Source organism: Streptomyces sp. PT12 (assembly GCF_003311645.1).
In the GTDB taxonomy this organism is placed as follows: domain Bacteria; phylum Actinomycetota; class Actinomycetes; order Streptomycetales; family Streptomycetaceae; genus Streptomyces.
In genome coordinates this window covers 95,526-118,116 of record NZ_QEST01000080.1, presented here as the reverse complement: position 1 = coordinate 118,116, position 22,591 = coordinate 95,526, and the positions used below count along the sequence as shown (strand labels likewise).

At 72.8% G+C, this 22,591-nt stretch carries 21 protein-coding genes, 1 tRNA gene and 1 pseudogene; 18 read left to right on the top strand and 5 right to left on the bottom strand.

Features of this window, described 5'->3' with window-relative positions; translation table 11 throughout:
• Positions 1-74: 74 nt before the first annotated feature.
• The 3 genes from DEH69_RS08395 to DEH69_RS08385 all read right to left on the bottom strand — a co-directional run bounded on the left by DEH69_RS08395 (position 75) and on the right by DEH69_RS08385 (position 3,111).
• Entirely contained in the window at positions 75-1,301 is a 1,227-nt protein-coding gene (locus tag DEH69_RS08395; RefSeq protein ID WP_113686264.1) for a hypothetical protein, read from the bottom strand.
• On the bottom strand, positions 1,298-1,768 hold the full coding sequence (locus tag DEH69_RS08390; RefSeq protein WP_258534532.1) for a sigma-70 family RNA polymerase sigma factor: 471 nt from the start codon (positions 1,766-1,768) through the stop codon (positions 1,298-1,300). Before DEH69_RS08390 ends, DEH69_RS08395 begins: the two co-directional genes overlap by 4 nt.
• A gap of 404 nt (positions 1,769-2,172) precedes the next feature.
• Positions 2,173-3,111: an SDR family oxidoreductase gene (locus tag DEH69_RS08385; protein WP_113686262.1), complete on the bottom strand. Its 939-nt coding sequence runs from the start codon at positions 3,109-3,111 to the stop codon at positions 2,173-2,175.
• A 223-nt stretch (positions 3,112-3,334) separates the two neighbouring features.
• Between DEH69_RS08385 and DEH69_RS08380 the strand changes: the two genes are divergently transcribed.
• Both DEH69_RS08380 and DEH69_RS08375 read left to right on the top strand, forming a co-directional pair.
• The gene (locus tag DEH69_RS08380; protein WP_113686261.1) at positions 3,335-4,174 is read left to right on the top strand and encodes a helix-turn-helix transcriptional regulator; all 840 of its coding nucleotides are present in this window, start codon (positions 3,335-3,337) and stop codon (positions 4,172-4,174) included.
• A 110-nt stretch (positions 4,175-4,284) separates the two neighbouring features.
• On the top strand, positions 4,285-4,923 hold the full coding sequence (locus tag DEH69_RS08375; RefSeq protein ID WP_181727320.1) for an NAD(P)H-dependent oxidoreductase: 639 nt from the start codon (positions 4,285-4,287) through the stop codon (positions 4,921-4,923).
• A 107-nt stretch (positions 4,924-5,030) separates the two neighbouring features.
• On the opposite strand, the pseudogene DEH69_RS32485 reads toward DEH69_RS08375, so the two are convergent.
• Together DEH69_RS32485 and DEH69_RS08365 are read right to left on the bottom strand one after the other, a co-directional pair.
• Positions 5,031-5,132: pseudogene (locus DEH69_RS32485) on the bottom strand (regulator); the annotation flags it as partial.
• 78 nt (positions 5,133-5,210) lie between these two features.
• Positions 5,211-5,282, bottom strand: a tRNA-Arg gene (locus tag DEH69_RS08365).
• A gap of 137 nt (positions 5,283-5,419) precedes the next feature.
• Between DEH69_RS08365 and DEH69_RS08360 the strand changes: the two genes are divergently transcribed.
• The 16 genes from DEH69_RS08360 to atpB all read left to right on the top strand — a co-directional run bounded on the left by DEH69_RS08360 (position 5,420) and on the right by atpB (position 22,536).
• A complete protein-coding gene (locus DEH69_RS08360) occupies positions 5,420-5,854 on the top strand; it encodes a response regulator transcription factor (RefSeq protein WP_113686259.1) in 435 nt (144 codons plus the stop codon).
• A complete protein-coding gene (locus tag DEH69_RS08355; protein WP_258534531.1) occupies positions 5,851-6,600 on the top strand; it encodes a DALR anticodon-binding domain-containing protein in 750 nt (249 codons plus the stop codon). Before DEH69_RS08360 ends, DEH69_RS08355 begins: the two co-directional genes overlap by 4 nt.
• 25 nt (positions 6,601-6,625) lie before the next feature.
• A complete protein-coding gene (lysA, locus tag DEH69_RS08350; protein ID WP_113686258.1) occupies positions 6,626-8,020 on the top strand; it encodes a diaminopimelate decarboxylase in 1,395 nt (464 codons plus the stop codon).
• 210 nt (positions 8,021-8,230) lie between these two features.
• Positions 8,231-9,592 (top strand): homoserine dehydrogenase, encoded by a 1,362-nt coding sequence (locus DEH69_RS08345; RefSeq protein WP_113686257.1) that lies wholly within the window; start codon positions 8,231-8,233, stop codon positions 9,590-9,592.
• 52 nt (positions 9,593-9,644) lie between these two features.
• The gene (gene thrC / locus DEH69_RS08340; RefSeq protein ID WP_113686256.1) at positions 9,645-10,718 is read left to right on the top strand and encodes a threonine synthase; all 1,074 of its coding nucleotides are present in this window, start codon (positions 9,645-9,647) and stop codon (positions 10,716-10,718) included.
• A gap of 289 nt (positions 10,719-11,007) precedes the next feature.
• Positions 11,008-11,934 (top strand): homoserine kinase, encoded by a 927-nt coding sequence (gene thrB, locus DEH69_RS08335; RefSeq protein WP_113686255.1) that lies wholly within the window; start codon positions 11,008-11,010, stop codon positions 11,932-11,934.
• Between the two features lie 400 nt (positions 11,935-12,334).
• Positions 12,335-14,272, top strand: coding sequence for a transcription termination factor Rho (gene rho / locus DEH69_RS08330; RefSeq protein ID WP_113686254.1), 1,938 nt, complete (start codon positions 12,335-12,337; stop codon positions 14,270-14,272).
• Positions 14,273-14,425: 153 nt separating this feature from the next.
• The gene (locus DEH69_RS08325; RefSeq protein ID WP_113686253.1) at positions 14,426-15,550 is read left to right on the top strand and encodes an LCP family protein; all 1,125 of its coding nucleotides are present in this window, start codon (positions 14,426-14,428) and stop codon (positions 15,548-15,550) included.
• A gap of 119 nt (positions 15,551-15,669) precedes the next feature.
• Complete coding sequence (gene rpmE / locus DEH69_RS08320) at positions 15,670-15,894, top strand: 50S ribosomal protein L31 (protein ID WP_113686252.1); 225 nt, start codon at positions 15,670-15,672, stop codon at positions 15,892-15,894.
• Positions 15,895-16,077: 183 nt separating this feature from the next.
• Positions 16,078-17,148 (top strand): peptide chain release factor 1, encoded by a 1,071-nt coding sequence (gene prfA, locus DEH69_RS08315; RefSeq protein ID WP_113686251.1) that lies wholly within the window; start codon positions 16,078-16,080, stop codon positions 17,146-17,148.
• Positions 17,149-17,173: 25 nt separating this feature from the next.
• The gene (prmC, locus tag DEH69_RS08310) at positions 17,174-18,043 is read left to right on the top strand and encodes a peptide chain release factor N(5)-glutamine methyltransferase (protein WP_113686322.1); all 870 of its coding nucleotides are present in this window, start codon (positions 17,174-17,176) and stop codon (positions 18,041-18,043) included.
• A 31-nt stretch (positions 18,044-18,074) separates the two neighbouring features.
• Positions 18,075-18,719, top strand: a complete 645-nt coding sequence (locus DEH69_RS08305; RefSeq protein ID WP_113686250.1) for an L-threonylcarbamoyladenylate synthase — start codon at positions 18,075-18,077, stop codon at positions 18,717-18,719.
• 32 nt (positions 18,720-18,751) lie between these two features.
• Positions 18,752-19,411: a protein-tyrosine-phosphatase gene (locus tag DEH69_RS08300; RefSeq protein WP_181727330.1), complete on the top strand. Its 660-nt coding sequence runs from the start codon at positions 18,752-18,754 to the stop codon at positions 19,409-19,411.
• Between the two features lie 101 nt (positions 19,412-19,512).
• Positions 19,513-20,883, top strand: a complete 1,371-nt coding sequence (locus DEH69_RS08295) for an MraY family glycosyltransferase (protein WP_113686248.1) — start codon at positions 19,513-19,515, stop codon at positions 20,881-20,883.
• 191 nt (positions 20,884-21,074) lie between these two features.
• The gene (locus DEH69_RS08290; RefSeq protein WP_113686247.1) at positions 21,075-21,500 is read left to right on the top strand and encodes a hypothetical protein; all 426 of its coding nucleotides are present in this window, start codon (positions 21,075-21,077) and stop codon (positions 21,498-21,500) included.
• A 226-nt stretch (positions 21,501-21,726) separates the two neighbouring features.
• The gene (gene atpB / locus DEH69_RS08285; RefSeq protein WP_258534530.1) at positions 21,727-22,536 is read left to right on the top strand and encodes a F0F1 ATP synthase subunit A; all 810 of its coding nucleotides are present in this window, start codon (positions 21,727-21,729) and stop codon (positions 22,534-22,536) included.
• Positions 22,537-22,591 lie beyond the last annotated feature (55 nt).

Here is a 22,591-nt window from a genome sequence, read left to right as displayed (position 1 = left end):
GGCGGGTGGTCCGACGGGCGGTCCGACGGGCGGTCCGACGGTGGGGTCGGAGGCGAGGCGCAGGGAGACCAGGGTCAGGAGCGCACGGGGTGGGCGGAGGGGGCGGGGGCCGGCCGGGTCTCCTCCTCCGCGGCGGCGGGAGCCTCGGCCTCCTCCTCGAACTCGTCCTCCCGCTCGGGGGCGGGGGGCCGGGGAGCGGCGGCCGCGGGGACGGTCGGCAGCTCCTCGGCCTCCTCGTCGGCCTCCTCCTCGTCCAGCTCGGCGAACAAGCGGACCGAGCTGATCGCGTCGCCCCCACCGGGCCCTGGCGGCAGCACGGGCGGGATCGAGGGGAGCACCCTGGCGAGGGCGCGGCTGAGGGCGTTGCCCTCGGTGATCAACGGCGTGCCCACCACGGAGACCTGCCCCGACCTGTCGGTCAGCAGGGTCCGCGCGTAGCCGCGGCCCTCGCCGAGCAGCAGCAGTCTCAGCTCGGGGAACTCTCCTGGCGGCGCGGTCAGTTCGGGCGGCAGCGGGGAGGGCAGCTCGGCGCACACCAGCACCGGGGCGAGCCCGGCCCTCGGCCTGAGCTGGTCGGCCGCCCGGTGCGCGGCGCGGATCGGGAGCCCGTCGAACGCCCGGTGCACGCCCTCCGCCACGACCACCATGCCCTCGGGCAGCCGGGCGTCCAGCTGGGCCGCCACGGACTGGTGCAGGGCCACGCCGGAACGCCGTTCGCCCTCCACGCAGACCATCGGCGGGCCCGCCGCCAGGTCCAGGAACGCGCACTGCCCCTCGACCTCGCCGACCGCCACCAGCACAGGGAGCGCCAGGTCGGGCACCGGCACCACGGGCGGCAGGTCGGCGCGGTCCGCGCTCCAGTGGTCGGGGCCCTCGCCCTCGGCGATCCACCAGGGCTCGCGCTCGGGGGCCTGGATGCGAGGCCCGGTGAGCAGCACGGTCACCGTCCGCGCGGCGACCAGCACGGCGTAGGGCCTTGGCCCGCCGGGCCCCGCGGCCTCCCGGGCGGCGGCCACGGCCCGTTCGGCGTCGCGCCAGGTCGCGGGCGCCCGCAGGCCGTGCACCAGGACGCGCAGCGAACGCCGGTGGCGCACCCACGCCTTCACCGGGGCGGCGAAGGCGTGCGCGGTGATCGCGCACTCGCGGCGCAGGCGTGCCCACGCGGCGCTCCAGCCGCCGAACCGCATGGCCACGGCCCTGATCACCAGGAAGACCACCAGCAGCGCGGCGAGCAGGCCGAGCACGCGGAAGATGGTGTCCCGATGGCGGTCGAGGAACTCGAAGGGGTCGGTGGTCCTCATGCTCCGGCGAACTCCCGTCGCAGGGCGGTCAGGGCGTAGTGCAGCCGCGACTTGACGGTGCCCTGGGGTATGCCCAGGATGCGCGCGGTGTCGGACCTGGACCGGTCGCGCAGGTGCACATGGACCAGCACGTCGCGGTGCCAGGGGCCGAGGCGGGCCAACGACCTGGCGACGGCCACGCGGTTGACGGCGGCCTCGGCCACGTCGGCGTCATCGGTGGCCCGTTGGAGCAGGTCAGGGGGCGTGATCCCCACGGGGACGCTGCGGTCGCGGCGGCGGGCGTCGACGGCGAGGTTGCGGGCCACGATGTGCAGCCAGGCGGCGAGGTGGTCGTCGTCATGCCGGAACCCGCTGCCCTCCCCGGCGAATTCGTCGGCGGCGAGCCAGGCGCGCAGCATCGTCTCCTGGACGATGTCCTCGGCGCGGTGCGAGTCGCCCGCCGTCAGCCGGTTCACATACCGCAGCAACCGGTCCCTGTGCCGCTCGGCCGCCGGAGGCCGCGGCCCGGCGGAGGACGCGGCGCGCGCGACCGGCGCCCGCGGGGCGGGCGCCGCCCGCGGCGGGGGCGGCACGGGCGGCGGCTGTCGTGCGGCGAGGGGGGGGCCGGGCGTGCCGACCCGCCGGGCAACGTGGTGAGGCGAGTGAGCCAGAGTCATCGCGTGTGCTCCAACGGCGCGTTGCGGGGGGCACCCCTGAGGCTATGTGCGCGAAACGGTGTCCGACGTTTCGTTTGGGTTGCGGCCGCCACGCTATCGGGGCAAAGGGGGTACTTGTAGCTCAAGAGAACCTCTGAACCTCAACGGCCCCGCCCCCGGGCCGTCTTGACGATCGCTCCGCACCCCCCGGGGGCCCGCGGCCCTGGGGCCCTTCGTCAGACCGGGAAGCGCGCGCCGACCAGCTCCTCGGAGACCTCCCAGACCCTGCGGGCCTCGTCCATGTCGCGCAGCGGGGGCCACAGCTCGCGCAGGGCGGGGGCGCCGCGCAGGTGGCTGCGCGCGTTGGGGCCGTAGAACTCGCCGCCCCGCGCGTCGGGGCCCGTCGCGGCGAGCAGCGCGGGCAGGGCCGCGCTCTCGACGGTGCCCGCGAGGATGCCCCAGCGGGAGAGCAGGCCGATCATGCGGCGTCCGCCGGTGTCCTTCCGCCGCCCAAGACCCGGCTGCGCGGCAAGCAGGTTCGTCGGGGAGATCCCGGGGTGGGACAGGTTGCTGGTGATGCCCCACCCCGCCGCGGTGCTGCGCGCGTCCAGCTCGCGGGCGAACAGGCCGACGGCGATCTTCGACTGCCGGTAGGCGTTCATGACGTGGTAGCCGCGGTCCCAGTTCAGGTCGTCCCAGTTGATCTTGCCGCTCCGTGCGGCGATGCTCGTCTGGTGCGTGACCCTGGCCCCGCCCTGCCGCAGCAGCGGCAGCAGCCCCTGGGTGAGCGCGAAGTGGCCGAGGTGGTTGGTGCCCCACTGGAGCTCGAAGCCGTCCTGGGTGACCTGGTGGCTCGGTGGCGTCATCACCCCGGCGTTGTTGATGAGGATATGGATCGGGCGGCCCTCGGCCACGAGCTGGTCCGCGAGGGCGGTCACCGAGGCGAGCGAGGACAGGTCGAGGGACCGGGTGGAGACGCTGGCGCCCGGGACGAGATCGCGGAGGCGACCCACGGCGTTCTCGCCCTTGGCGGGGTTGCGGACCGGCGTGATCACCTCGGCGCCCGCCGCGAGCAGGCGGCGGGCGATGACGAGCCCGATCCCGTCGCTCGCCCCGGTGACGACGGCGAGCTTCCCCGACAGATCGGGGATGGTGATGTCGATGGTGCGGGACATGAGCGGTCTCCTTCGTTCCGCGGCGCGCGTGCCGCGGGTCGGCGTGTGAGTCCATGCTCGAACCTCTCCGTCAGCGGATTCAGGGCCGCGCTGTCCACGGATCGCCGATCCACCCCTTTTGGCGGCGCGGCCCCCGCCCCCGATGGGGGGATCGGCGATCCGTGGCTACCCGGCGTCCGGGCGAGGTACAAACGAGGCAGCACCGCGAGACCAGGGAGACCTCATGATCGACCGCGCTGGGCTGGCCGAATTCCTCAGGAGCCGCCGGGCGGCACTGCAACCCGAGGACGTCGGTCTTCCGCGCGGGCCCCGCCGCAGAACCGACGGGCTGCGGCGCGAGGAGGTCGCGTCGCTGTGCCACATGTCGACCGACTACTACTCCCGGCTCGAACGGGAGCGCGGGCCGCAGCCGTCGAGCCAGATGCTCGGCTCGATCGCGCAGGGGCTGCACCTCTCGCTCGACGAGCGGGACCATCTCTTCCGGCTCGCGGGGCACAACCCCCCCGCCCGCGGCGGGGTCAGCGAGCACATCAGCCCCGGCCTGCTGCGCATCTTCGACCGCCTGAACGACACCCCCGCCGAGATCGTCACCGAGCTCGGCGAGACCCTGCGGCAGACCCCCATGGGCGTCGCGCTCACCGGCGACACGACGCGGTACACCGGGCCCGAACGCAGCTCCGGATACCGGTGGTTCACCATGCCCGCCGTCCGGGAGCGCCACGCGCCCGATGAGCACGCGTTCCTCACCCGCATGTACGCCTCGGGGCTGCGCCAGCTCGTCACCCTCCGCGGCCCCGGCTCACGGGCCGCGCACCTCGCCGACCTGCTCCTCGCCAGCAGCGAGGAGTTCCGCGGGGCGTGGGACCAGCACGAGATCGGGATCCGCCCCCACGAGGTCAAGCGCTTCGTCCACCCCGAGGTTGGCGCGTTGGAGCTGACGTGCCAGCGGCTGGTCGACCCGGGGCAGGCCCACTCGCTGATGGTCTACACGGCCATTCCCGGCACCGAGAGCCACGAGAAGCTGCAGATGCTGTCCGTCATCGGAGCGCAGGCGCTTCGCTGACGCGGGTTCTCGACGCACTCGGCGCGGCCGAAGCGTCGCGCCCGCCGCACCACCCCAGGAGCACCGGACCGTGGAGATCCCCCGGCATCCACCGCGTCGGCAGCGACCACGTGGCCGCCTACCTCGTCGTCACCGACGAGGGCATCACCGCGGTCGACGCCGGGTTTCCCGGGTTCTGGAGGCCGCTTCTGCGGGAGCTGACCGCGATTGGCGCCACCCCGGGCGACATCAGGGGCGTCGTCCTGACGCACGGGGACGTCGACCACCTCGGCTACGCGGAGCGCCTTCGCGAGGGGGAGCTGGTCGACCCGGCCGACTTCGACTTGCCGGTCCTCGACGAGCCCGCTTCGGGTGCTTGGGGCGTCTACGCCCACGAGCACACCCAACGGTGGTCCGAGGCGGTCGCGTCCTTCGACGGGTATGTGTTCGTAACCCCGGGGTACAACCACGGGGTGTCCTGGCCGTTGAAGAACGGGTTCGTCAGCTATGGCGTCCACGGCGGCGTGCGGGCCGTGGAGCAGCTGCGGCAGATCGCCGGGGACCTGAAGCTTGCCGATGTCGGGGCACAGGTGGCGCTGAACACCTACACCGACTTCGACCACACCGGCATCGGCATCACCGAGCCCACCGTCACCGGCGTCTTCGCCCCGGACGAGCGCCACGCGGGCGATCTGGCGAAGGTCCTGGACCAGGTCGCCGTGTGGAGTCGCGCGCTGGCTCCGGTGCGTGCCGAGACGGCGGAGAGCTGACCATGGCCAGCGCACTGTCACAGCGGATCCAGGCATGCGGGCACGCTTACCTGGACGGGCCCCGCGCGGGATTCGAACCTGCGCACACGGCTCCGGAGGGCGAGGGCACGCCCGTCGCCGGTGCGGGCCGGGGCGCGGGCCTCCATGGCGTGGGACTGGGCCTTGAGCGTCGGTGTGGCCACACGTGCGATGCCCATGCGTGCGGCGCGGCCGCCTCCGACGCACACACAAAGACCCCGCCGCCAACAAGCCTGCTGGTCACCGGGGCTCAATCAAAGCATCACCCGTGCCCCCGGCAGGATTCGAACCTGCGCACACGGCTCCGGAGGCCGTTGCTCTATCCCCTGAGCTACGGGGGCGACGGGGGAAACACTACCAGCTCGGGGGTGGGGGTTCGCACGGGTGATTTCCGTGCGTGGGGGCGTGGGAGCTACCGCCGGGTACGTCTTCGGGGGAACGCCGGACGCGCGGGGTGGGGCGTGCTTACCCTGGTGGGGTGCCAGGCGATGTCGGCCGGGTCCTTGTCGTCGACGACAGCCAGGTCATCCGGCAGTTGATCAAAGTCAACCTCGAGCTCGACGGCTTCGAGGTCATGACCGCGTCCGACGGCGAGGAGTGCCTGGAGGCCGTCCACCGCTTCGCGCCCGACGTGATCACCCTCGACCTCGCCATGCCGCGCCTCGACGGCATGCGGACCGTGGGGCGGCTGCGGGTCGACGCGCGGACCGCCCAGATCCCGCTGGTGCTCGTCAGCGCCTCCGCCGCGCCCGAGGTGCCGGTCGGGGTCGACGCCGTGCTGGCCAAGCCGTTCGAGCCCGCCGAGTTGGTCGGCCTGGTGCGGGCGCTGTGCGAGCGGGCGCGCAAGCGGGCCGTCCACCTGGCGAAACCGCTGGCCGAGCGCCGGTGTCCCTCTCGTACGCTGGCTCCGTGACCCCAGCCCAGCTCACCCGGGCCGTGCTCAGCTCAGCGAGCGAGCTCGGCGTGCCCGACGTGCCCGGGGGGGTGCGGCTCGCGCCGCGCGGGGCGCGGGCGTGGGGCACCGGGATCGCGCTGCGCCTGGCCGGGCCCGCGGGCGTGACCGCGGTCGAGGTGGCGCGCGCGTTGCGTGCGCGCCTGGTGAACGCGCCCGGCGTGCACGCCGTCGAGGTCAGCGCGCGCGGCTTCCTCACCATCGAGCTCGGCGCCGACGCGGACGCCGCGCTGCTGGCCGAGATCCTTCAACGCCCCGTGCCCGCCCCGCTGTTCGACGACCCCGAGCGCGACGTGGCGCGTTGGGCCGAGGCGGCGGGGGGAGCGCGGGAGGCGCTGCTCGTCCAGCGCGAGGAGAACCCACTCTTCCGCGTGCGGTACGCGCACGCCCGCAGCCGCGCGCTGGCGCGCGGCGCGCACGCGCTGGGCGTGCGCCCCGATCCGCACGGAGCGCGGTTCGACGACGCGCCCGCGGCGCCCGAGCGCGCGCTCCTCACCGCGCTCGGCGAGCAGGTCGGCAACGTCCGCCGACTGCTCGCCGTCGCCGACGCGTTCCTCAGGGCGGAGCGGGAGCGGCCCACGCTGCCCGTGGGCGACGAGAAACCCTCGGCCGTCCACCGCGCCCGGCTCGCGCTCGCCCAGGCCGCCGGGGCGGTGCTCGCCGACGGCCTGCACCGGATGGGCATCAGCGCGCCCGACCACCTGTGAGACCAGGACATACAGAGGACTTCCCATGAGCCGTTCCGCCCACCCCGCAGGCCCCCGCCACGCCGATGTGCTGCCCGAGGGCCACTACGCCGCGCCGCCCGTCGACCTCAACGCCATCGAGCCCAAGGTCTGGTCGCGCACCGTGACCCGCGACGCCGAAGGCGCCCTCACCGTCGCGGGGATCGGCGTGCGCGAGCTGGCCGAGACGTTCGGGACGCCCGCGTATGTGCTCGACGAGGCCGACTTCAGGGCGCGTTGCCGGGCCTGGCGCGAGGCGTTCGGCGCGGGCGCCGACGTCTTCTACGCGGGCAAGGCGTTCCTGTCGCGGGCCGTGGTCCGCTGGCTCGCCGATGAAGGGCTCAACGTCGACGTGTGCTCGGGCGGCGAGTTGGCGACCGCGCTGGCCGGGGGCATGCCCCCCGAGCGCATCGCCCTGCACGGCAACAACAAGTCGGTCGCCGAGATCACCCGCGCCGTCGAGGCGGGCGTGGGGCGGATCGTGCTGGACTCGTTCCAGGAGATCGAACGCGTCGCCGCGGCGGCCAGGCGGCACGGCACGCGGCAGCGGGTGCAGATCCGCGTCACGGTCGGGGTCGAGGCGCACACGCACGAGTTCATCGCGACGGCGCACGAGGACCAGAAGTTCGGCCTCGCGCTGGCCGACGGCACCGCGGCCGAGGCCGTCAGGCGCGTGCTGCGCCTCGGCGACGACCTCGAACTCGTCGGCATTCACTCGCACATCGGCTCGCAGATCTTCGACATGGCGGGCTTCGAGGTCTCCGCGCGCCGCGTCGTCGGGCTGCTCACCGCCGTCAGGGACGAGCACGGGATCGAGCTGCCCGAGGTGGACCTCGGCGGCGGCCTCGGCATCGCCTACACCGCGGAGGACGACCCGAGCGAGCCGCACGAGATCGGCAAGTCGCTCGGCGAGATCGTCGCCAAGGAGTGCGAGGCCGCGGGGCTCACGGTGCCCCGCCTCTCCGTGGAGCCGGGCCGCGCGATCGTCGGGCCTGGCGCGTTCACGCTCTACGAGGTCGGCACGGTCAAGCCGCTCACCGGTCTGCGCACCTATGTCAGCGTGGATGGCGGGATGTCGGACAACATCCGCACGGCGCTCTACGACGCCGACTACTCCGTGGTGCTCGCCTCCCGCTCCTCCTCCGCGCCGCCCATGCTGGCGCGCGTGGTCGGGAAGCACTGCGAGAGCGGCGACATCGTCGTGCGCGACGCGTACCTCCCCGCCGACGTGGCGCCTGGCGACCTGCTCGCGGTGCCCGCGACCGGCGCGTACTGCCGCTCGATGGCGAGCAACTACAACCACACGCCCCGCCCGCCCGTGATCGCCGTGGCCGACGGGCGGGCACGTGAGATCGTGCGGCGGGAGACCGAGGACGACCTGCTCCGCCTCGACGTCGGCTGAGCGAACGGCGCGCTGAGCGAACGGCGCGCTGGCCGAACGGCGCCACAGGCCGAACGGCGCGCCGGGCGAAGAGCGCGCGGCGCGAACGGCACGCGCCGGGCGTTCCGCGTCCGTATGGTGAACGCGGGGCGGGGCTCGCGCGCGGGTGCGTGAGACTTGATGGCGTCTGAGGCTCGAGGGATCAAGGGACACACGGAGAGGCGAGGTCGAATGGTGCGCACGCGTCCGCTGAAGGTGGCGCTGCTCGGCTGCGGGGTCGTCGGCTCGCAGGTGGCCCGCCTGATGACGGCGCACGCCGGTGACCTCGCCGCGCGCATCGGGGCGCCCGTCGAGCTGGCCGGGGTCGCCGTGCGCCGCCTCGGCAGGGCGCGCGGCGACATCGACCCCGCGCTGGTCACCACGGACGCCGAGTCCCTGGTCACCCGGGGCGACATCGACGTCGTGGTCGAGCTGATCGGCGGGATCGAGCCCGCCCGTTCGCTGATCAACGCCGCCTTCGAGAGCGGCGCGAGCGTCGTCACCGCCAACAAGGCGCTGCTCGCGGGGGAGGGCCCCGCGCTCTCGGCCGCGGCGGAGAAGCACGCGGCCGACCTCTACTTCGAGGCGTCGGTCGCCGGTGCCATCCCGCTGCTGCGCCCGCTGCGCGAGTCCCTTGCCGGGGACAAGGTGGACCGCGTCCTCGGCATCGTCAACGGCACGACCAACTTCATCCTCGACCGCATGGAGTCCAGCGGCGCCAGCTATGGCGAGGCGCTGGACGAGGCGACCGCGCTCGGGTACGCGGAGGCCGATCCGACGGCGGACGTCGAGGGGTTCGACGCGGCGGCGAAGGCGGCGATCCTGGCCGGGATCGCGTTCCACACGCGGGTGCGCCTCGACGACGTGCACCGCGAGGGCATCACCGAGATCACCGCGGCCGACATCGCGGGCGCGCGCCAGATGGGGCACGCCGTCAAGCTGCTCGCGATCTGCGAACGGGCCGAGGACGGCCGCTCGGTGACCGCACGCGTCCACCCGGCGATGATCCCGCTCAGCCACCCGCTCGCGGGGGTGCGTGAGGCGTACAACGCCGTGTTCGTCGAGGCGGAGGCGGCCGGGCGGCTGATGTTCTACGGGCAGGGCGCGGGGGGCGCGCCGACCGCGTCCGCCGTGCTCGGCGACCTCGTCGCCGCCTGTCGCAACCGCCTGACGGGCGGCCTCGGGCCGCGCGAATCCGCCTACGCCCAGCTCCCGGTGAGCCCGATGGGCGAGGTCACCACGCGCTACCACGTCAGTCTCGACGTGGTGGACAAGCCGGGCGTGCTCGCCCAGTGCGCCGCGGTCTTCGCCGACCACGGGGTCTCGATCGACACCGTGCGGCAGACCGGCAAGGGGAGCAAGACCGGCCAGGGCGGCCTCAAGAGCGGCTTCCAGGGCAGCAAGGAAGGCCAGGAGGGCAGGGGCGGCGAGGCCAAGCTCGTCGTCGTCACCCACAGGGCGCCCGACGCCGCGCTCGGCGCGACCGTCGAGGCGCTGCGCAGCCTTGACACCGTGCACGGCGTCGCGAGCACCATGCGGGTGGAAGGCGAATAGGTCCGCGGCCCGGGGCGAACGGCCGCGGGCCCGAACAGGAGAGGCAGCAGGCATGTCTGTCACCGGCACGAGCCGACAGTGGCGCGGGGTGATCGAGGAGTATCGCGACCGGCTTCCGGTCACGCCCGACACCCCGGTGGTGACGCTGCGCGAGGGGGGCACGCCGCTGGTCCCCGCGGGGGTCCTCTCCGAACGCACCGGGTGTGACGTTTATCTCAAGGTCGAGGGGGCCAATCCCACGGGGTCGTTCAAGGACCGCGGCATGACCATGGCCATCTCGGTGGCCAAGGCCGAGGGCGCGCGGGCCGTCATCTGTGCCTCGACGGGCAACACCTCGGCCTCCGCGGCCGCTTACGCGGTGCGCGCCGGGATGGTGTGCGCCGTGCTGGTGCCCCAGGGCAAGATCGCGCTGGGCAAGATGGGCCAGGCGCTCGTGCACGGCTCCCGCATCCTCCAGGTCGACGGGAACTTCGACGACTGCCTCACCCTGGCCCGCCAGCTCTCGGAGAAGTACCCGGTGGCGCTGGTCAATTCGGTGAACCCCGTGCGCATCGAGGGCCAGAAGACGGCCGCGTTCGAGATCGTCGACATGCTCGGCGACGCGCCCGACCTGCATGTCCTGCCCGTGGGCAACGCCGGGAACATCACGGCGTACTGGCGGGGTTACCGGGAGTACGCCGCCGAAGGCCCGGCCACCCGCACCCCCCGCATGTGGGGCTACCAGGCGTCGGGCGCGGCGCCGATCGTGCGCGGCGAGCCGGTCAAGGACCCCTCGACCATCGCCTCGGCGATCCGCATCGGCAACCCCGCGTCCTGGGCGTCGGCCGAGCGCGCCAGGGACGAGTCGGGCGGGCGCATCGACGCGGTGACCGACCGCCAGATCCTGGCCTCCTACCGGCTGTTGGCGGCGGGCGAGGGCGTCTTCGTGGAGCCCGCTTCGGCCGCGTCCGTGGCCGGTCTGCTCAAGGCCGCGGAGGACGGCGAGGTCGACCCGGGCCAGGTCATCGTGTGCACGGTCACCGGCAACGGGCTCAAGGACACGGAGTGGGCGGTCTCGGGCGCCCCCCGCCCGGTGACGGTCCCGGTGGACGCGGACGCGGCGGCCCAACGCCTCGACCTCGCCTGAGCGCGGGGCACGGGGTACGGGGGCGTAGGGCGGGCGGCGCGCGGCGGGCGCGCGCCCGCGGGGTGCGGAGCGGGCGCGCGCCGGGGCAAACGCCGGTCTACGCCCGGCTGATGACGACACCGACCCGCCCTGTATCGCGCATGAACCTTCCTTCGATAGGCTGGTATTCGTCCCGAAGTGGTGTAACGCTCGCAGTCGCCCGCGCGAGGCAGGGCTCGCGCCTCTCATGCCGGCGCCGCACGCCCGTCGAGGACTTGCCGCACATCTCACCAAGGAGAGTCATCGAGCGATGGCCCATCCCGCCTTCCGCGCCGCAGCCGTGCGGGTGCGTACGCCCGCGACCAGCGCCAACCTCGGTCCCGGCTTCGACGCGCTCGGCCTGGCCCTGGGGCTCTACGACGACGTGGTGGTCAGGGTCGCGGAGTCGGGGCTGCACGTCGATCTCGCGGGCGAGGGCGCCGACACCCTGCCGCGCGACGAGCGGAACCTCCTGATCAGGGCGTTGCGCACGGCGTTCGACGCGCTCGGCGGGCAGCCGCGCGGTCTCGAGGTCGTGTGCGCGAACCGCATTCCGCACGGCCGCGGCCTCGGCTCGTCGTCGGCCGCGATCTGCGCGGGCCTGGTGGCCGCCCGCGCGGTGACCTCGGGCGGCGAGGCCCGCCTCGACGACGCGACGATGCTCGAGCTGGCCGCCGAGATGGAGGGGCATCCGGACAACGTCGCCGCGTGCCTGCTCGGCGGCTTCACGCTGGCCTGGGGCGAGAACGGCGCGGTGCGCGCGATCCGGATGGATCCGGCGCCCACGGTCGTCCCCGTGGTGTTCGTGCCCGCCAGGCCGCTGGCCACCCACACCGCGCGCGGCCTGCTGCCGCGCACGGTGCCGCACGTCGACGCGGCGGCGAACGCGGGCCGCGCCGCGCTGCTCGTGGAGGCGCTGACCCGGCGCCCCGAGCTGCTGCTGCCCGCCACCGAGGACCGGCTGCACCAGGAGTACCGGGCGTCCGCGATGCCGGAGTCCATGGACCTGGTCGGCCGACTGCGGGCTGACGGAGTGCCCGCGGTGATCTCGGGCGCGGGGCCCACGGTCCTGGCGTTCGCGGAGGACGGCGAGGCGGAGAAGGTGGCCCGGCTGGCCGGTGACGGCTGGACGGCCAACAGGCTGGCCCTGGACACGGCGGGCGCCTGCGTTCTGCCACTGACCGGGACCGGTCAGTGATCGCCGAAAGACACCGAAGAACGGTCGCCGGAGAACATGGATGAGGGGGAATGAAGGCAGGATCCGGTAGTGTTAACCTCAAGTCTGCACGTACCGTCCCGCTGGACGCCGTGCGGAATTCCGGGGTCCCACCTCCTGGGACCACCTCTTCTTCCGGGAGCCTCCACTCATCTGCCCGAGCAGCCTGCCTGGCAGTGCCGAGCCCGCTCCGGAAGCGGTGCGAGACGGTTCGTCGAATCCTCCTCGATCCTCACCGCACCACACCTCTTGAATTGATCTTCCGCCGCGATGAGCAGGCGGATCACCGCACCGGCCGGTCCGCCGCACGGGGCCGCAGCCGGAGAGCACGACCGGTCGCCGAGCCAGACAGGCCGACGTCCGCTCCAGGGAAGGACCCTACGTGAGCGACACCACCGATCTGATGGGCGTGAGTGCCGACACCGCCGCCAAGACTGCCGGTGCTGCCACCGCGTCCACCACGGACGCTCCTGCCGCCGCGCCGCGTCGCCGGCGCTCGGGCACCGGCCTCGACGGCATGGTTCTCGCCGAGTTGCAGCAGGTAGCCTCCAGGCTGGGGATCAGGGGCACCGCGCGGATGCGCAAGAGCCAGCTGATCGAGGTCATCAAGGAGAAGCAGGCCGCAGGCGCCGGAAGCCCCGGCGCGGCGGCGAACGGCGAGGCGAAGCAGGCCGAGGCCGCCGCCCCCGCGGACAAGCCCAAGCGCCGCGCGACCTCACGGGCCCGCACCGGTGAGCAGGCCGCCGCCGCGCAGATCGAGATCCCGGGCCAGGCCGCCGAGACCAAGGGCGCGCCCGCCGACGCGGGCACCGCGGGCAAGGGCGAGGGCCAGGACCGCGAGCGTTCGGACGCCGCGCAGGACGCCGCCGCCGTGACCGAGGCCGCCAAGGGCGGCGAGGGCCAGCAGGACCGCCAGGGCAAGCGTGAGCGCGACCGCCGCGGCGGCAAGGGCGGCCAGGGCCAGGCCCAGCAGGACCGCCAGGCCCAGGGCCAGAAGAGCGAGGGCCAGGGGCAGCAGGACCGCCAGGGCAAGAACGACGGCGGCCGCAGGGACTCCAGCCGCGGCGGGGACCGCGACGACGACTTCGATGGCGGCCGCAGGGGCCGCAGGGGCCGTTACCGCGACCGCCGCGGGCGCCGCGGGCGCGACGAGGTCACCGAGCCGCAGATCGCCGATGACGACGTCCTGATCCCGGTCGCGGGCATCCTCGACATCCTCGACAACTACGCGTTCGTGCGCACCTCCGGCTACCTGCCGGGGCCCAACGACGTGTATGTCTCGCTCGCCCAGGTCAGGAAGAACGGCCTGCGCAAGGGCGATCACGTCACCGGCGCGGTGCGCCAGCCGCGCGACGGCGAGCGGCGCGAGAAGTTCAACGCCCTCGTCCGCCTCGACTCGGTCAATGGCACGGCGGCCGAATCCGGGCGCGGCAGGCCCGAGTTCAACAAGCTGACCCCGCTCTACCCGCAGGAGCGCCTGCGCCTTGAGAGCGACCCCGGCGCGCTGACGACCCGCATCATCGACCTGGTCTCGCCGATCGGCAAGGGCCAGCGCGGGCTGATCGTGGCCCCGCCGAAGACCGGTAAGACCATGATCATGCAGGCGGTCGCCAACGCCATCACCCGCAACAACCCCGAGTGCCACCTCATGGTCGTCCTCGTCGACGAGCGGCCCGAAGAGGTCACCGACATGCAGCGCTCGGTCAAGGGCGAGGTCATCTCCTCGACCTTCGACCGGCCGTCCGAGGACCACACCACGGTCGCCGAGCTCGCCATCGAGCGCGCCAAGCGGCTCGTCGAGCTCGGCCACGACGTGGTCGTGCTGCTTGACTCCATCACCCGTCTCGGCCGCGCCTACAACCTGGCCGCGCCCGCGTCGGGCCGGATCCTGTCCGGTGGTGTGGACTCCGCCGCGCTCTACCCCCCGAAGAAGTTCTTCGGCGCCGCCCGCAACATCGAGGACGGCGGCTCGCTGACCATCCTGGCCACCGCGCTCGTCGAGACCGGCTCGCGCATGGACGAGGTGATCTTCGAGGAGTTCAAGGGCACCGGCAACATGGAGCTCAAGCTCGACAGGAAGCTCGCCGACAAGCGCATCTTCCCCGCCGTCGACGTCGACGCCTCCGGCACGCGCAAGGAGGAGATCCTGATGGGCAGCGAGGAGCTGGCCATCGTCTGGAAGCTCCGCCGGGTGCTGCACGCGCTGGATCAGCAGCAGGCGATCGAGCTGCTGCTCGACAAGATGAAGCAGACGAAGTCGAACGCCGAGTTCCTGCTCCAGATCCAGAAGACGACCCCGGCCCCCGGCAACGGCGACTGACCCGGGGACGGCACAGCACGCGAGGGCCCCGGCCACCGGCGAGCGGTGGCCGGGGCCGTTCCGCGTCGCATGAACGGAGGGTGTCGCCCGGGTGAACGCCGGGCGTGCACCGTTCGACAAGCGGGATCGGATAAAGCGGGGCACAATGGGTGAATGGGCCCCCCATTGGACGGAGAGCGACCGCCGGATCACCCCCGCGCGGGCGGCCGGGCCCGCCGCCGCAGGCTGCTGCGGTTCGCCGTCCTGGGGCTCGCCCTGCTGGTCGTCGTCACGGGCGTGGGGGCCACCGCGCTCTACGCCAAGCTCGACCGGAACATCGCGCACATCGACATCGACGGCGCCCTCGGCCCCGACCGCCCCGAGGACGCCCCGCACGACTCCCTCGACATCCTCGTCCTCGGCTCCGACTCGCGCGCCGGCGTGAACGGCGCGTACGGTGGCGAGGACGCCCAGGAGGGCGCCCGCGCGGACACCGCGATGATCGTGCACGTCCACGAGGGCCACGACGCCGCGACCGTCGTCTCCATCCCGCGCGACACGATGGTCGAACGGCCCGCGTGCGAGCGCGACGACGGCTCGAAGACGCCCGCGCGGGAGCGTTCGATGTTCAACGAGGCATACACCGTGGGCGGTCCCGTCTGCTCGGTCAAGACCGTCGAGGAGATGACCGGGCTGCGGATGGACCACTTCATCGAGATCGACTTCCGCGGCTTCGCCGACATGATCGACACCCTGGGCGGCGTCGAGATCACCACCACCCGGTCCATCGACGACGAGGACAGCCACCTCGACCTGCCCGCGGGCACCCACACCCTCGACGGCGAGCAGTCCCTCGCGCTCGTGCGCACGCGCAAGGCCGTCGGGGACGGCAGCGACCTCAGCCGCATAGAGCTCCAGCAGCAGTTCGTGCGCGCGCTGGCCGACCAGGTCAGCGGCGTCGGCCTGATGACCAACCCCAAGCGCCTGTGGGACCTCGCCGACGTCGCGACCTCGGCCGTCACCACGGACTCCTCGCTCGGCTCGGTGCGCGACCTCGCGGGGCTCGGGCGCAGCATGCGGGACATCGGCCCCGACGACCTCCGGATGGTCACGCTCCCCGTGGAGCGCGACCCCGAGGACCCCAATCGCGTCGCGCCCGTCGATGACCGCTCACGGCAGGTCTGGAACGCCCTGCGCGAGGACCGCCGGGTGCCGCGCTCGGCCACCGACGACCGGACCGGCGAGAACGGCGGCGGCACCCCCGTGGCCATTCCGGGGCGGGCGCCGCACGGGGAATAACGGGTCGCCCGACCTCGTTTTGGCGGGCACGCCCGGTCCTGGCAGACTGGAGCGTCGGCCCCGGTTCACGGCGCGCGCCCGCGCGCCGACCCGGTGCCCTCCCGAATCTAGGAGAGACCGTGAAGCGCGACATCCACCCGGAGTACGTCGAGACCCAGGTCAGCTGCACCTGTGGCGCGTCGTTCACCACCCGTAGCACCGTGAGCACCGGCAGCATCCGCGCCGACATCTGCTCCGAGTGCCACCCCTTCTACACCGGCAAGCAGAAGATCCTCGACACCGGTGGCCGCGTGGCCCGCTTCGAGGCGCGCTTCGGCAAGAACGCCGGGTCGAACCGCAAGTAGCGACCCCGACGGCGCCGGGTCGGCCGCCCTTCCGCACCGCGTACGCGCGGCGGCGGGGGCGGCCGCGACCCGGCGTCTTTCGCGTCCCCGTCCCGTTGCCTTGCGTCCCGTTGCCTTACGTCCCGTCGCGGCCAGCCCTCAGGCGGCCGTCATCCAGCAGCCACCCCCCCAGGAGCACAGAAGATGTTCGAGGCGGTCGAGGAACTCGTCGGCGAGCACGCCGACCTCGAACGGCGGCTGGCCGACCCCGCTGTCCACGCCGACCAGGCCACCGCGCGCCGGCTCGGCAAGCGCTACGCCGAGCTCACCCCGGTGATCACCGCCTACCGCGCCTGGAAGCGCTATGGCGACGACATCGAGACCGCCCGCGAACTCGCCGTCGAGGACCCGGACTTCGCTGGTGAGGTCAAGGATCTGACGGCCAGGCGCGACGAGCTGACCGACGAGCTGCGCCTGCTGCTGGTCCCGCGCGACCCCAGCGACGACAAGGACGTCATCCTGGAGATCAAGGCGGGCGAGGGCGGCGACGAGTCCGCGCTGTTCGCCGGGGACCTGCTGCGCATGTATCTGCGCTACGCGGAACGCGTCGGCTGGCAGACCGAGATCATCGAGGGCAACGAGTCCGACCTCGGCGGCTACAAGGACGTCTCCGTGGCCGTCAAGAGCAAGGGCAGCCCCCCCGCGGGCCAGGGCGTGTGGGCCAGGCTCAAGTACGAGGGCGGCGTGCACCGCGTGCAGCGCGTGCCCGCCACCGAGTCGCAGGGCCGCATCCACACCTCGGCCGCTGGCGTGCTCGTGCTGCCCGAGGCGGAGGACGTGGAGGTCGAGATCAACGCCGCCGACCTGCGCGTCGACGTCTACCGCTCGTCCGGCCCCGGCGGCCAGTCGGTCAACACCACCGACTCGGCCGTGCGCATCACGCACCTGCCCACCGGCATCGTCGTCTCCTGCCAGAACGAGAAGAGCCAGCTCCAGAACAAGGAGCAGGCGCTGCGCATCCTGCGCGCCAGGCTGCTCGCCGCCGCCCGCGAGGAGGCCGACCGCGAGGCGTCCGACGCCCGCCGCAGCCAGGTCCGCACCGTGGACCGCTCCGAGCGCGTGCGCACCTACAACTTCCCCGAGAACCGCATCTCCGACCACCGCGTGGGCTTCAAGGCGTACAACCTCGACCAGGTGCTCGACGGCGACCTGGACGCGGTCATCCAGGCGTGCGTGGACGCCGATTCGGCCGCCAAGCTCGCGGCGGCGGGCTGATGGCCGGGTGCGTAGGGTGGACGATGTGACTGCGTCTTCCGGGTCGTCCCGTTCCCTTCTGCTCGCCGAGGTCGCCAGGGCCACGCAGCGGCTCGCCGACGCCGGGGTGCCATCGCCGCGCTTCGACGCCGAGGAGCTGGCCGCGTTCGTGCACGGCACGGAGCGCTCCCGGCTGCACTCGGTGCCCGACGCGGACTTCGACGCGCGCTACTGGGAGGCGGTCGCCCGCCGCGAGGCCCGCGAGCCGCTCCAGCACATCACGGGGCGGGCGTTCTTCCGCTACCTCGAACTCCAGGTCGGGCCAGGGGTGTTCGTGCCGCGCCCGGAGACCGAGTCCGTCGTCGGCTGGGCGATAGACGCGGTCCGCGCCATGGACGTCGCCGAGCCGCTGATCGTCGACCTGTGCACGGGCTCGGGCGCCATCGCGCTCGCCCTCGCCCAGGAGGTGCCGCGCTCGCGCGTGCACGCGGTCGAGCTGGACGAGACGGCGCTCGGCTGGGCGCGGAAGAACGCCGAGGGCAGCCGCGTCGTGCTGCACCACGGCGACGCCCGCACCGCGCTGCCCGAACTGTCGGGCCAGGCCGACCTGGTGATCTCCAACCCGCCCTACATCCCGCTCACCGAATGGGAGTACGTGGCGCCCGAGGCCCGCGATCACGACCCGGGGATCGCGCTGTTCTCGGGGGAGGACGGCCTCGATGTGATCCGCGGCCTGGAGAGGGCGGCGCACCGGCTGCTGCGGCCCGGTGGCATGGTGGTGGTCGAGCACGCCGACACCCAGGGGGGGCAGGTGCCCTGGATCTTCACCGAGGACCGCGGCTGGGCCGACGCCGCCGACCACCCCGACCTCAACAACAGGCCCCGATTCGCCACCGCCCGCCGCGTCGCCCGGTAGCGGGCGCGGCGACAGAGGAGGACATTCCGTCATGGCACGGCGCTACGACTGCTCCGACGTGGTCACCCGCAAGACCGGCCTGCGCGAGGCGGCGGCGGCCGTCAGGCGCGGCGACCTGGTCGTGCTGCCCACCGACACCGTCTACGGCATCGGCGCGGACGCCTTCAACAGCACGGCCGTCGCCGACCTGCTCGAGGCCAAGGGCCGCGGCAGGGGCGTCCCTTCACCCGTGCTCGTGGGCTCGCCCACGACGCTGCACGGCCTGGTCACCGACTTCTCCGAACGCGCGTGGGAGCTCGTGGACGCGTTCTGGCCCGGCGCGTTGACGCTGGTCGCCAGGCACCAGCCGTCGCTCACCTGGGACCTGGGGGAGACCCGCGGCACCGTGGCGGTGCGCATGCCGCTGCACCCCGTCGCGCTCGAGCTGCTCAAGGAGTTCGGCCCGATGGCCGTCTCGAGCGCCAACCTGACGGGCCAGCCGCCACCCCAGGACTGCGACGGCGCCCAGGACATGCTGGGGGACTCCGTTTCGGTCTACCTGGACGGCGGGCCGACGCCCGACACCGTTCCCTCTTCGATCGTCGACGTCACCGGCGCGGTCCCGGTGCTGCTGCGCGCCGGGGCGGTGAGCGAGGAGGAGCTGCGCAAGGTCGTTCCCGATCTGGAGACCGCGTGACCCCGCCCTCGGGTGGCCCCACGGACGTCGGCATACCTCGGCGCGGCGGCTCGGCGCCGCCCCGGCAGGTGTTCCGCATCCTCCACGTCAGCACCGGCAACGTGTGCCGTTCCCCCATCACGGAACGGCTCACCCGCCATGCCCTGGCCGACCGGCTGGGGGAGCGGGCCGCGGGGCTGGTGGTGGAGAGCGCGGGGACATGGGGCCACGAAGGCGCGCCCATGGAGGCGCACGCCGCGCAGCTGCTCGGCGAATACGGCGTCGACGCACGGGGGTTCACCGGGCGCGAGCTGCTGGACGAGCACGTCATCCACGCCGACCTCGTGCTGACCGCGACCCGCGACCACAGGGCGCAGGTCATCTCCATGGGGCACTCGGCGGGGCTGCGGACGTTCACGCTCAAGGAGTTCACGCGGCTGGTGCGGGCGATCGACATGGCGACCCTGCCCGCCGCCGCGTCACCCGAGGAGCTGGTCGAGCGCGCCAGGGCGCTGGCCAGGGCCGCCGCCGCGCTGCGCGGCTGGCTCCTGGCGCCCAACGCCGAGGCGGACGAGGTGCAGGATCCCTATGGCGCCCCGCTGCCCTATTTCAGGTCCGTCGCCGAGGAGATCAGGGTCGCGCTCGAGCCCGTCGTCACCGCGCTGACCGGGGTGCCCCCCCGCGGGGTGCTGGCCCCTCACGCGCTGCTTTAACCTGGTGGCCGGGCGGTAACGACGTGACACCGGTCGGCGCGGGCGCGCGCGGGCATGAGAGGGTGTTGCGCGGTAGTCCTGCGAGACCTCTGGGGCATCTTGTGCGCGAGTACCTGCTGACGCTCTGCGTCGCTGCGGCGGTCACCTATCTGCTGACGGGGCCGGTGCGGAAGTTCGCCATCGCGTGGGGCGCGATGCCCGCCATCAGAGCGCGTGACGTGCACCGCGAGCCGACGCCGCGCCTTGGCGGCATCGCGATGTTCGGCGGCCTGTGCGCGGGCCTGCTCGTGGCGTCGCAGCTGACCAACGTCGGCGAGGTGTTCCGGATCTCCGACGAGCCGAGGGCGCTGCTCTCCGGCGCCGGGCTGATCTGGCTGATCGGCGTGCTCGACGACAAGTACGGCGTGGACGCGCTGATCAAGCTGGGCCTCCAGATGATCGCCGCGGGCGTCATGGTGCTTCAGGGCCTGACCATTCTGTGGCTGCCCGTGCCCACGGTCGGACTGGTCGCGGTCACCCCGCTCCAGGGCACGCTGCTCACGGTGGCGCTCGTGGTGATCACGATCAACGCCGTGAACTTCGTGGACGGCCTCGACGGCCTCGCGGCCGGGATGGTCTGCATCGCCGCCGCGGCGTTCTTCCTGTACGCCTACCGCATCTGGTACGGCTACGGCATCGAGGCTGCCGCCCCCGCGACGCTCTTCGCCGCGGTGCTCATGGGCATGTGCCTTGGCTTCCTCCCGCACAACCTGCACCCCGCGCGGATCTTCATGGGCGACTCGGGCTCGATGCTGCTCGGCCTGGTGCTCGCCGCGGGCGCGGTCTCGGTCACGGGCCAGGTGGACCCCGACGCGATGCGGCTGTTCTCGGGCTCCATCAGGAACGCCGTGTTCGAGATGGTCCCGGTCTACATGCCGCTGCTGCTGCCGCTGACGATCATCGCGGTGCCGTTCGCCGACCTCGTGCTGGCGATCGTGCGGCGCACCTGGAACGGCCACTCGCCGTTCTCGGCCGACCGCGGGCACCTGCACCACCGGCTCCTGGAGATCGGCCACTCGCAGAGCCGGGCCGTGCTGATCATGTACTTCTGGTCCGCGCTGATCGCCTTCGGCGCGGTCGCCTACTCCGTGCAGTCGGCCAACGCCGTGCTCGTGCCCGTCGTGATGCTGCTGAGCGCCATCGGCCTCGTGGTGCTGCTGCTGCCGCGCTTCACCCCCCGCGTGCCGCCGTGGGCGCAGCGCCTCGTGCCGCCGCGCTACCGCGACCGGGTGGGGGCGCGCGCGCAGGCGCCCGAGGATCGGCGCGCGCCGGGCACGGAGGGCGAGCCCGGCGCCGAGACCGCGTCGGCGACCGCCTCGCAGGACGCGCCACCGCCCTCCTCGCCCGCCTCGCTGAGTGGCCTGAACGGCGCCACCGCGGTCGGCGACCGGCACCGCTTCGCGGTCCGCCGCAAGATCGACAGCCGCTCCTAACACATGCGACCCCGCAGGTCATCGGCGCAACGCCACAGCTACTCCCACCGTGTGAGGGTCTCCACACGAACGGGTAAAGACCTCGCCAAATAGTTTGTGATACCGTTCACGAAACCCGGCGCCGAGCTCACGCGCCGGACCCCGCTCCCGTCAATGACGACCGTCCCCGAAGCACGCGGAGAAGCACTTCGATGCAGTCCAACGACGCCCGGATCATCCGTGGCGCCGCGATCCCCACTGCCGTGGTCGGCGTTCTCGCCGTGGCCATCGGAGCCGTGACGGCCGGGGTGGACGGCGCGGGCGGGGTCGCCCTCGGCGTGCTCGTCGCCGCCGTGTTCTTCGGCGGTGGCCAGCTCTCCCTCGGGTATGTCGGCCGCCGCTGGCCCGAGACGTTCTTCGGCGCCGCCTTCCTGATCTACACGACGCAGATGGGGTTCCTGCTCGGGCTGCTCCTCCTGCTGCGCGACGCGTCGTTCCTCGACGGACGGGCCTTCGCCGCCGGAGTGCTGGCCGGTACCGCCGCCTGGCTCGGCGGCCAGGTGCGGGCGCACGGCAAGCTCAAGACGCTCTACGTGGAGCCGGATCCGACCTCCGTGTCCCCCGGCGGTCGGCCATGACCGGTGCCGATCGGGGCGGGGGCTGTATACGGGGCGCCGCGCGGGGCTGCTATCGTCCCTCGCCGGAAGGCCGGACCGCTGCCGGTTCGCGTGCTGCGCGGGACAGCCACGTGAACGATGACCGGTTTCTCCTCCCGCCCATTCCGTCCAGTGCCGCTCCGTGGTCGTCCGCCACGCCGACACATCGAGGTAGCCGTATCCATGCGTCACGCCGAGGGAGTTCGCGGTGAGTAACGACCAGGTGCTCGCCTTCGAGACCGACTGCCATCTGTTCAACGACTGCGGGTTCCCCTCGCCCTCGGAGTTCTCCTTCCTCTTCGAGCCGCTGTTCACCATCGGCTCCTTCGAGGTCAACAAGCCGATGGCGCTGGTCGTCCTCAGCACCCTGATCGTCCTGGGGTTCTTCTGGAAGGCGTTCTCCAAGCCAGACGTCGTGCCGGGCAAGTTCCAGATGATCGCCGAGGCGGGCTACGAGTTCGTCCGCCGCGGCATCGCGCGGGAGACGATCGGCAAGAAGGCCGAGGCGTATGTGCCGCTGCTGGTCTCGCTGTTCTTCTTCATCTGGATCATGAACATCTGGGCGGTCATCCCCTTCGCCCAGTTCCCGGCGACCTCGATCATCGCGTACCCGGCGGCGCTCGCCCTGGTCGTCTGGACCACGTACATGACGCTGACGTTCAAGACGCACGGCTTCGTCGGCGGCATCCGCAACCTGTGCGTCCCCAGCGGGCTGCCCAAGGGGATCTATGTGATCCTCACGCCCATCGAGTTCATCTCGAACATCTTTGTGCGGCCGCTGACCCTGACCGTCCGGCTCTTCGCGAACATGTTCGCGGGCCACCTGCTGCTGCTGGTCTTCATCATCGGCACCTGGTACACCCTGGGCAGCGTGGTCGGCACGTTCTACGCCGCCACCTCGCTGGTCATGACGCTGCTGCTGACCCTGTTCGAGCTGTTCATCCAGGCGCTCCAGGCGTATGTCTTCACGGTGCTGACCGCGACCTACATCTCGCAGGCCCTGGAAGAGCCGCACTGACGCGCGGCGGGCATCCGGCCGCCGCCCCCGACCTGTTGACCCCAAGAATCCGGTG

What these genes read in the sequence shown, in the direction of transcription:
- lysA (WP_113686258.1), top strand. Translation starts at nt 6,626, where the DNA reads ATGAGCCGTTCCGCCCACCCCGCAGGCCCCCGCCACGCCGATGTGCTG.
- thrB (WP_113686255.1), top strand. Translation starts at nt 11,008, where the DNA reads ATGGCCCATCCCGCCTTCCGCGCCGCAGCCGTGCGGGTGCGTACGCCC.
- prfA (WP_113686251.1), top strand. Translation starts at nt 16,078, where the DNA reads ATGTTCGAGGCGGTCGAGGAACTCGTCGGCGAGCACGCCGACCTCGAA.
- DEH69_RS08385 (WP_113686262.1), bottom strand. Translation starts at nt 3,111, where the DNA reads ATGTCCCGCACCATCGACATCACCATCCCCGATCTGTCGGGGAAGCTC.
- DEH69_RS08395 (WP_113686264.1), bottom strand. Translation starts at nt 1,301, where the DNA reads ATGAGGACCACCGACCCCTTCGAGTTCCTCGACCGCCATCGGGACACC.
- DEH69_RS08325 (WP_113686253.1), top strand. Translation starts at nt 14,426, where the DNA reads ATGGGCCCCCCATTGGACGGAGAGCGACCGCCGGATCACCCCCGCGCG.
- thrC (WP_113686256.1), top strand. Translation starts at nt 9,645, where the DNA reads ATGTCTGTCACCGGCACGAGCCGACAGTGGCGCGGGGTGATCGAGGAG.
- DEH69_RS08305 (WP_113686250.1), top strand. Translation starts at nt 18,075, where the DNA reads ATGGCACGGCGCTACGACTGCTCCGACGTGGTCACCCGCAAGACCGGC.
- DEH69_RS08380 (WP_113686261.1), top strand. Translation starts at nt 3,335, where the DNA reads ATGATCGACCGCGCTGGGCTGGCCGAATTCCTCAGGAGCCGCCGGGCG.
- DEH69_RS08345 (WP_113686257.1), top strand. Translation starts at nt 8,231, where the DNA reads ATGGTGCGCACGCGTCCGCTGAAGGTGGCGCTGCTCGGCTGCGGGGTC.
- DEH69_RS08290 (WP_113686247.1), top strand. Translation starts at nt 21,075, where the DNA reads ATGCAGTCCAACGACGCCCGGATCATCCGTGGCGCCGCGATCCCCACT.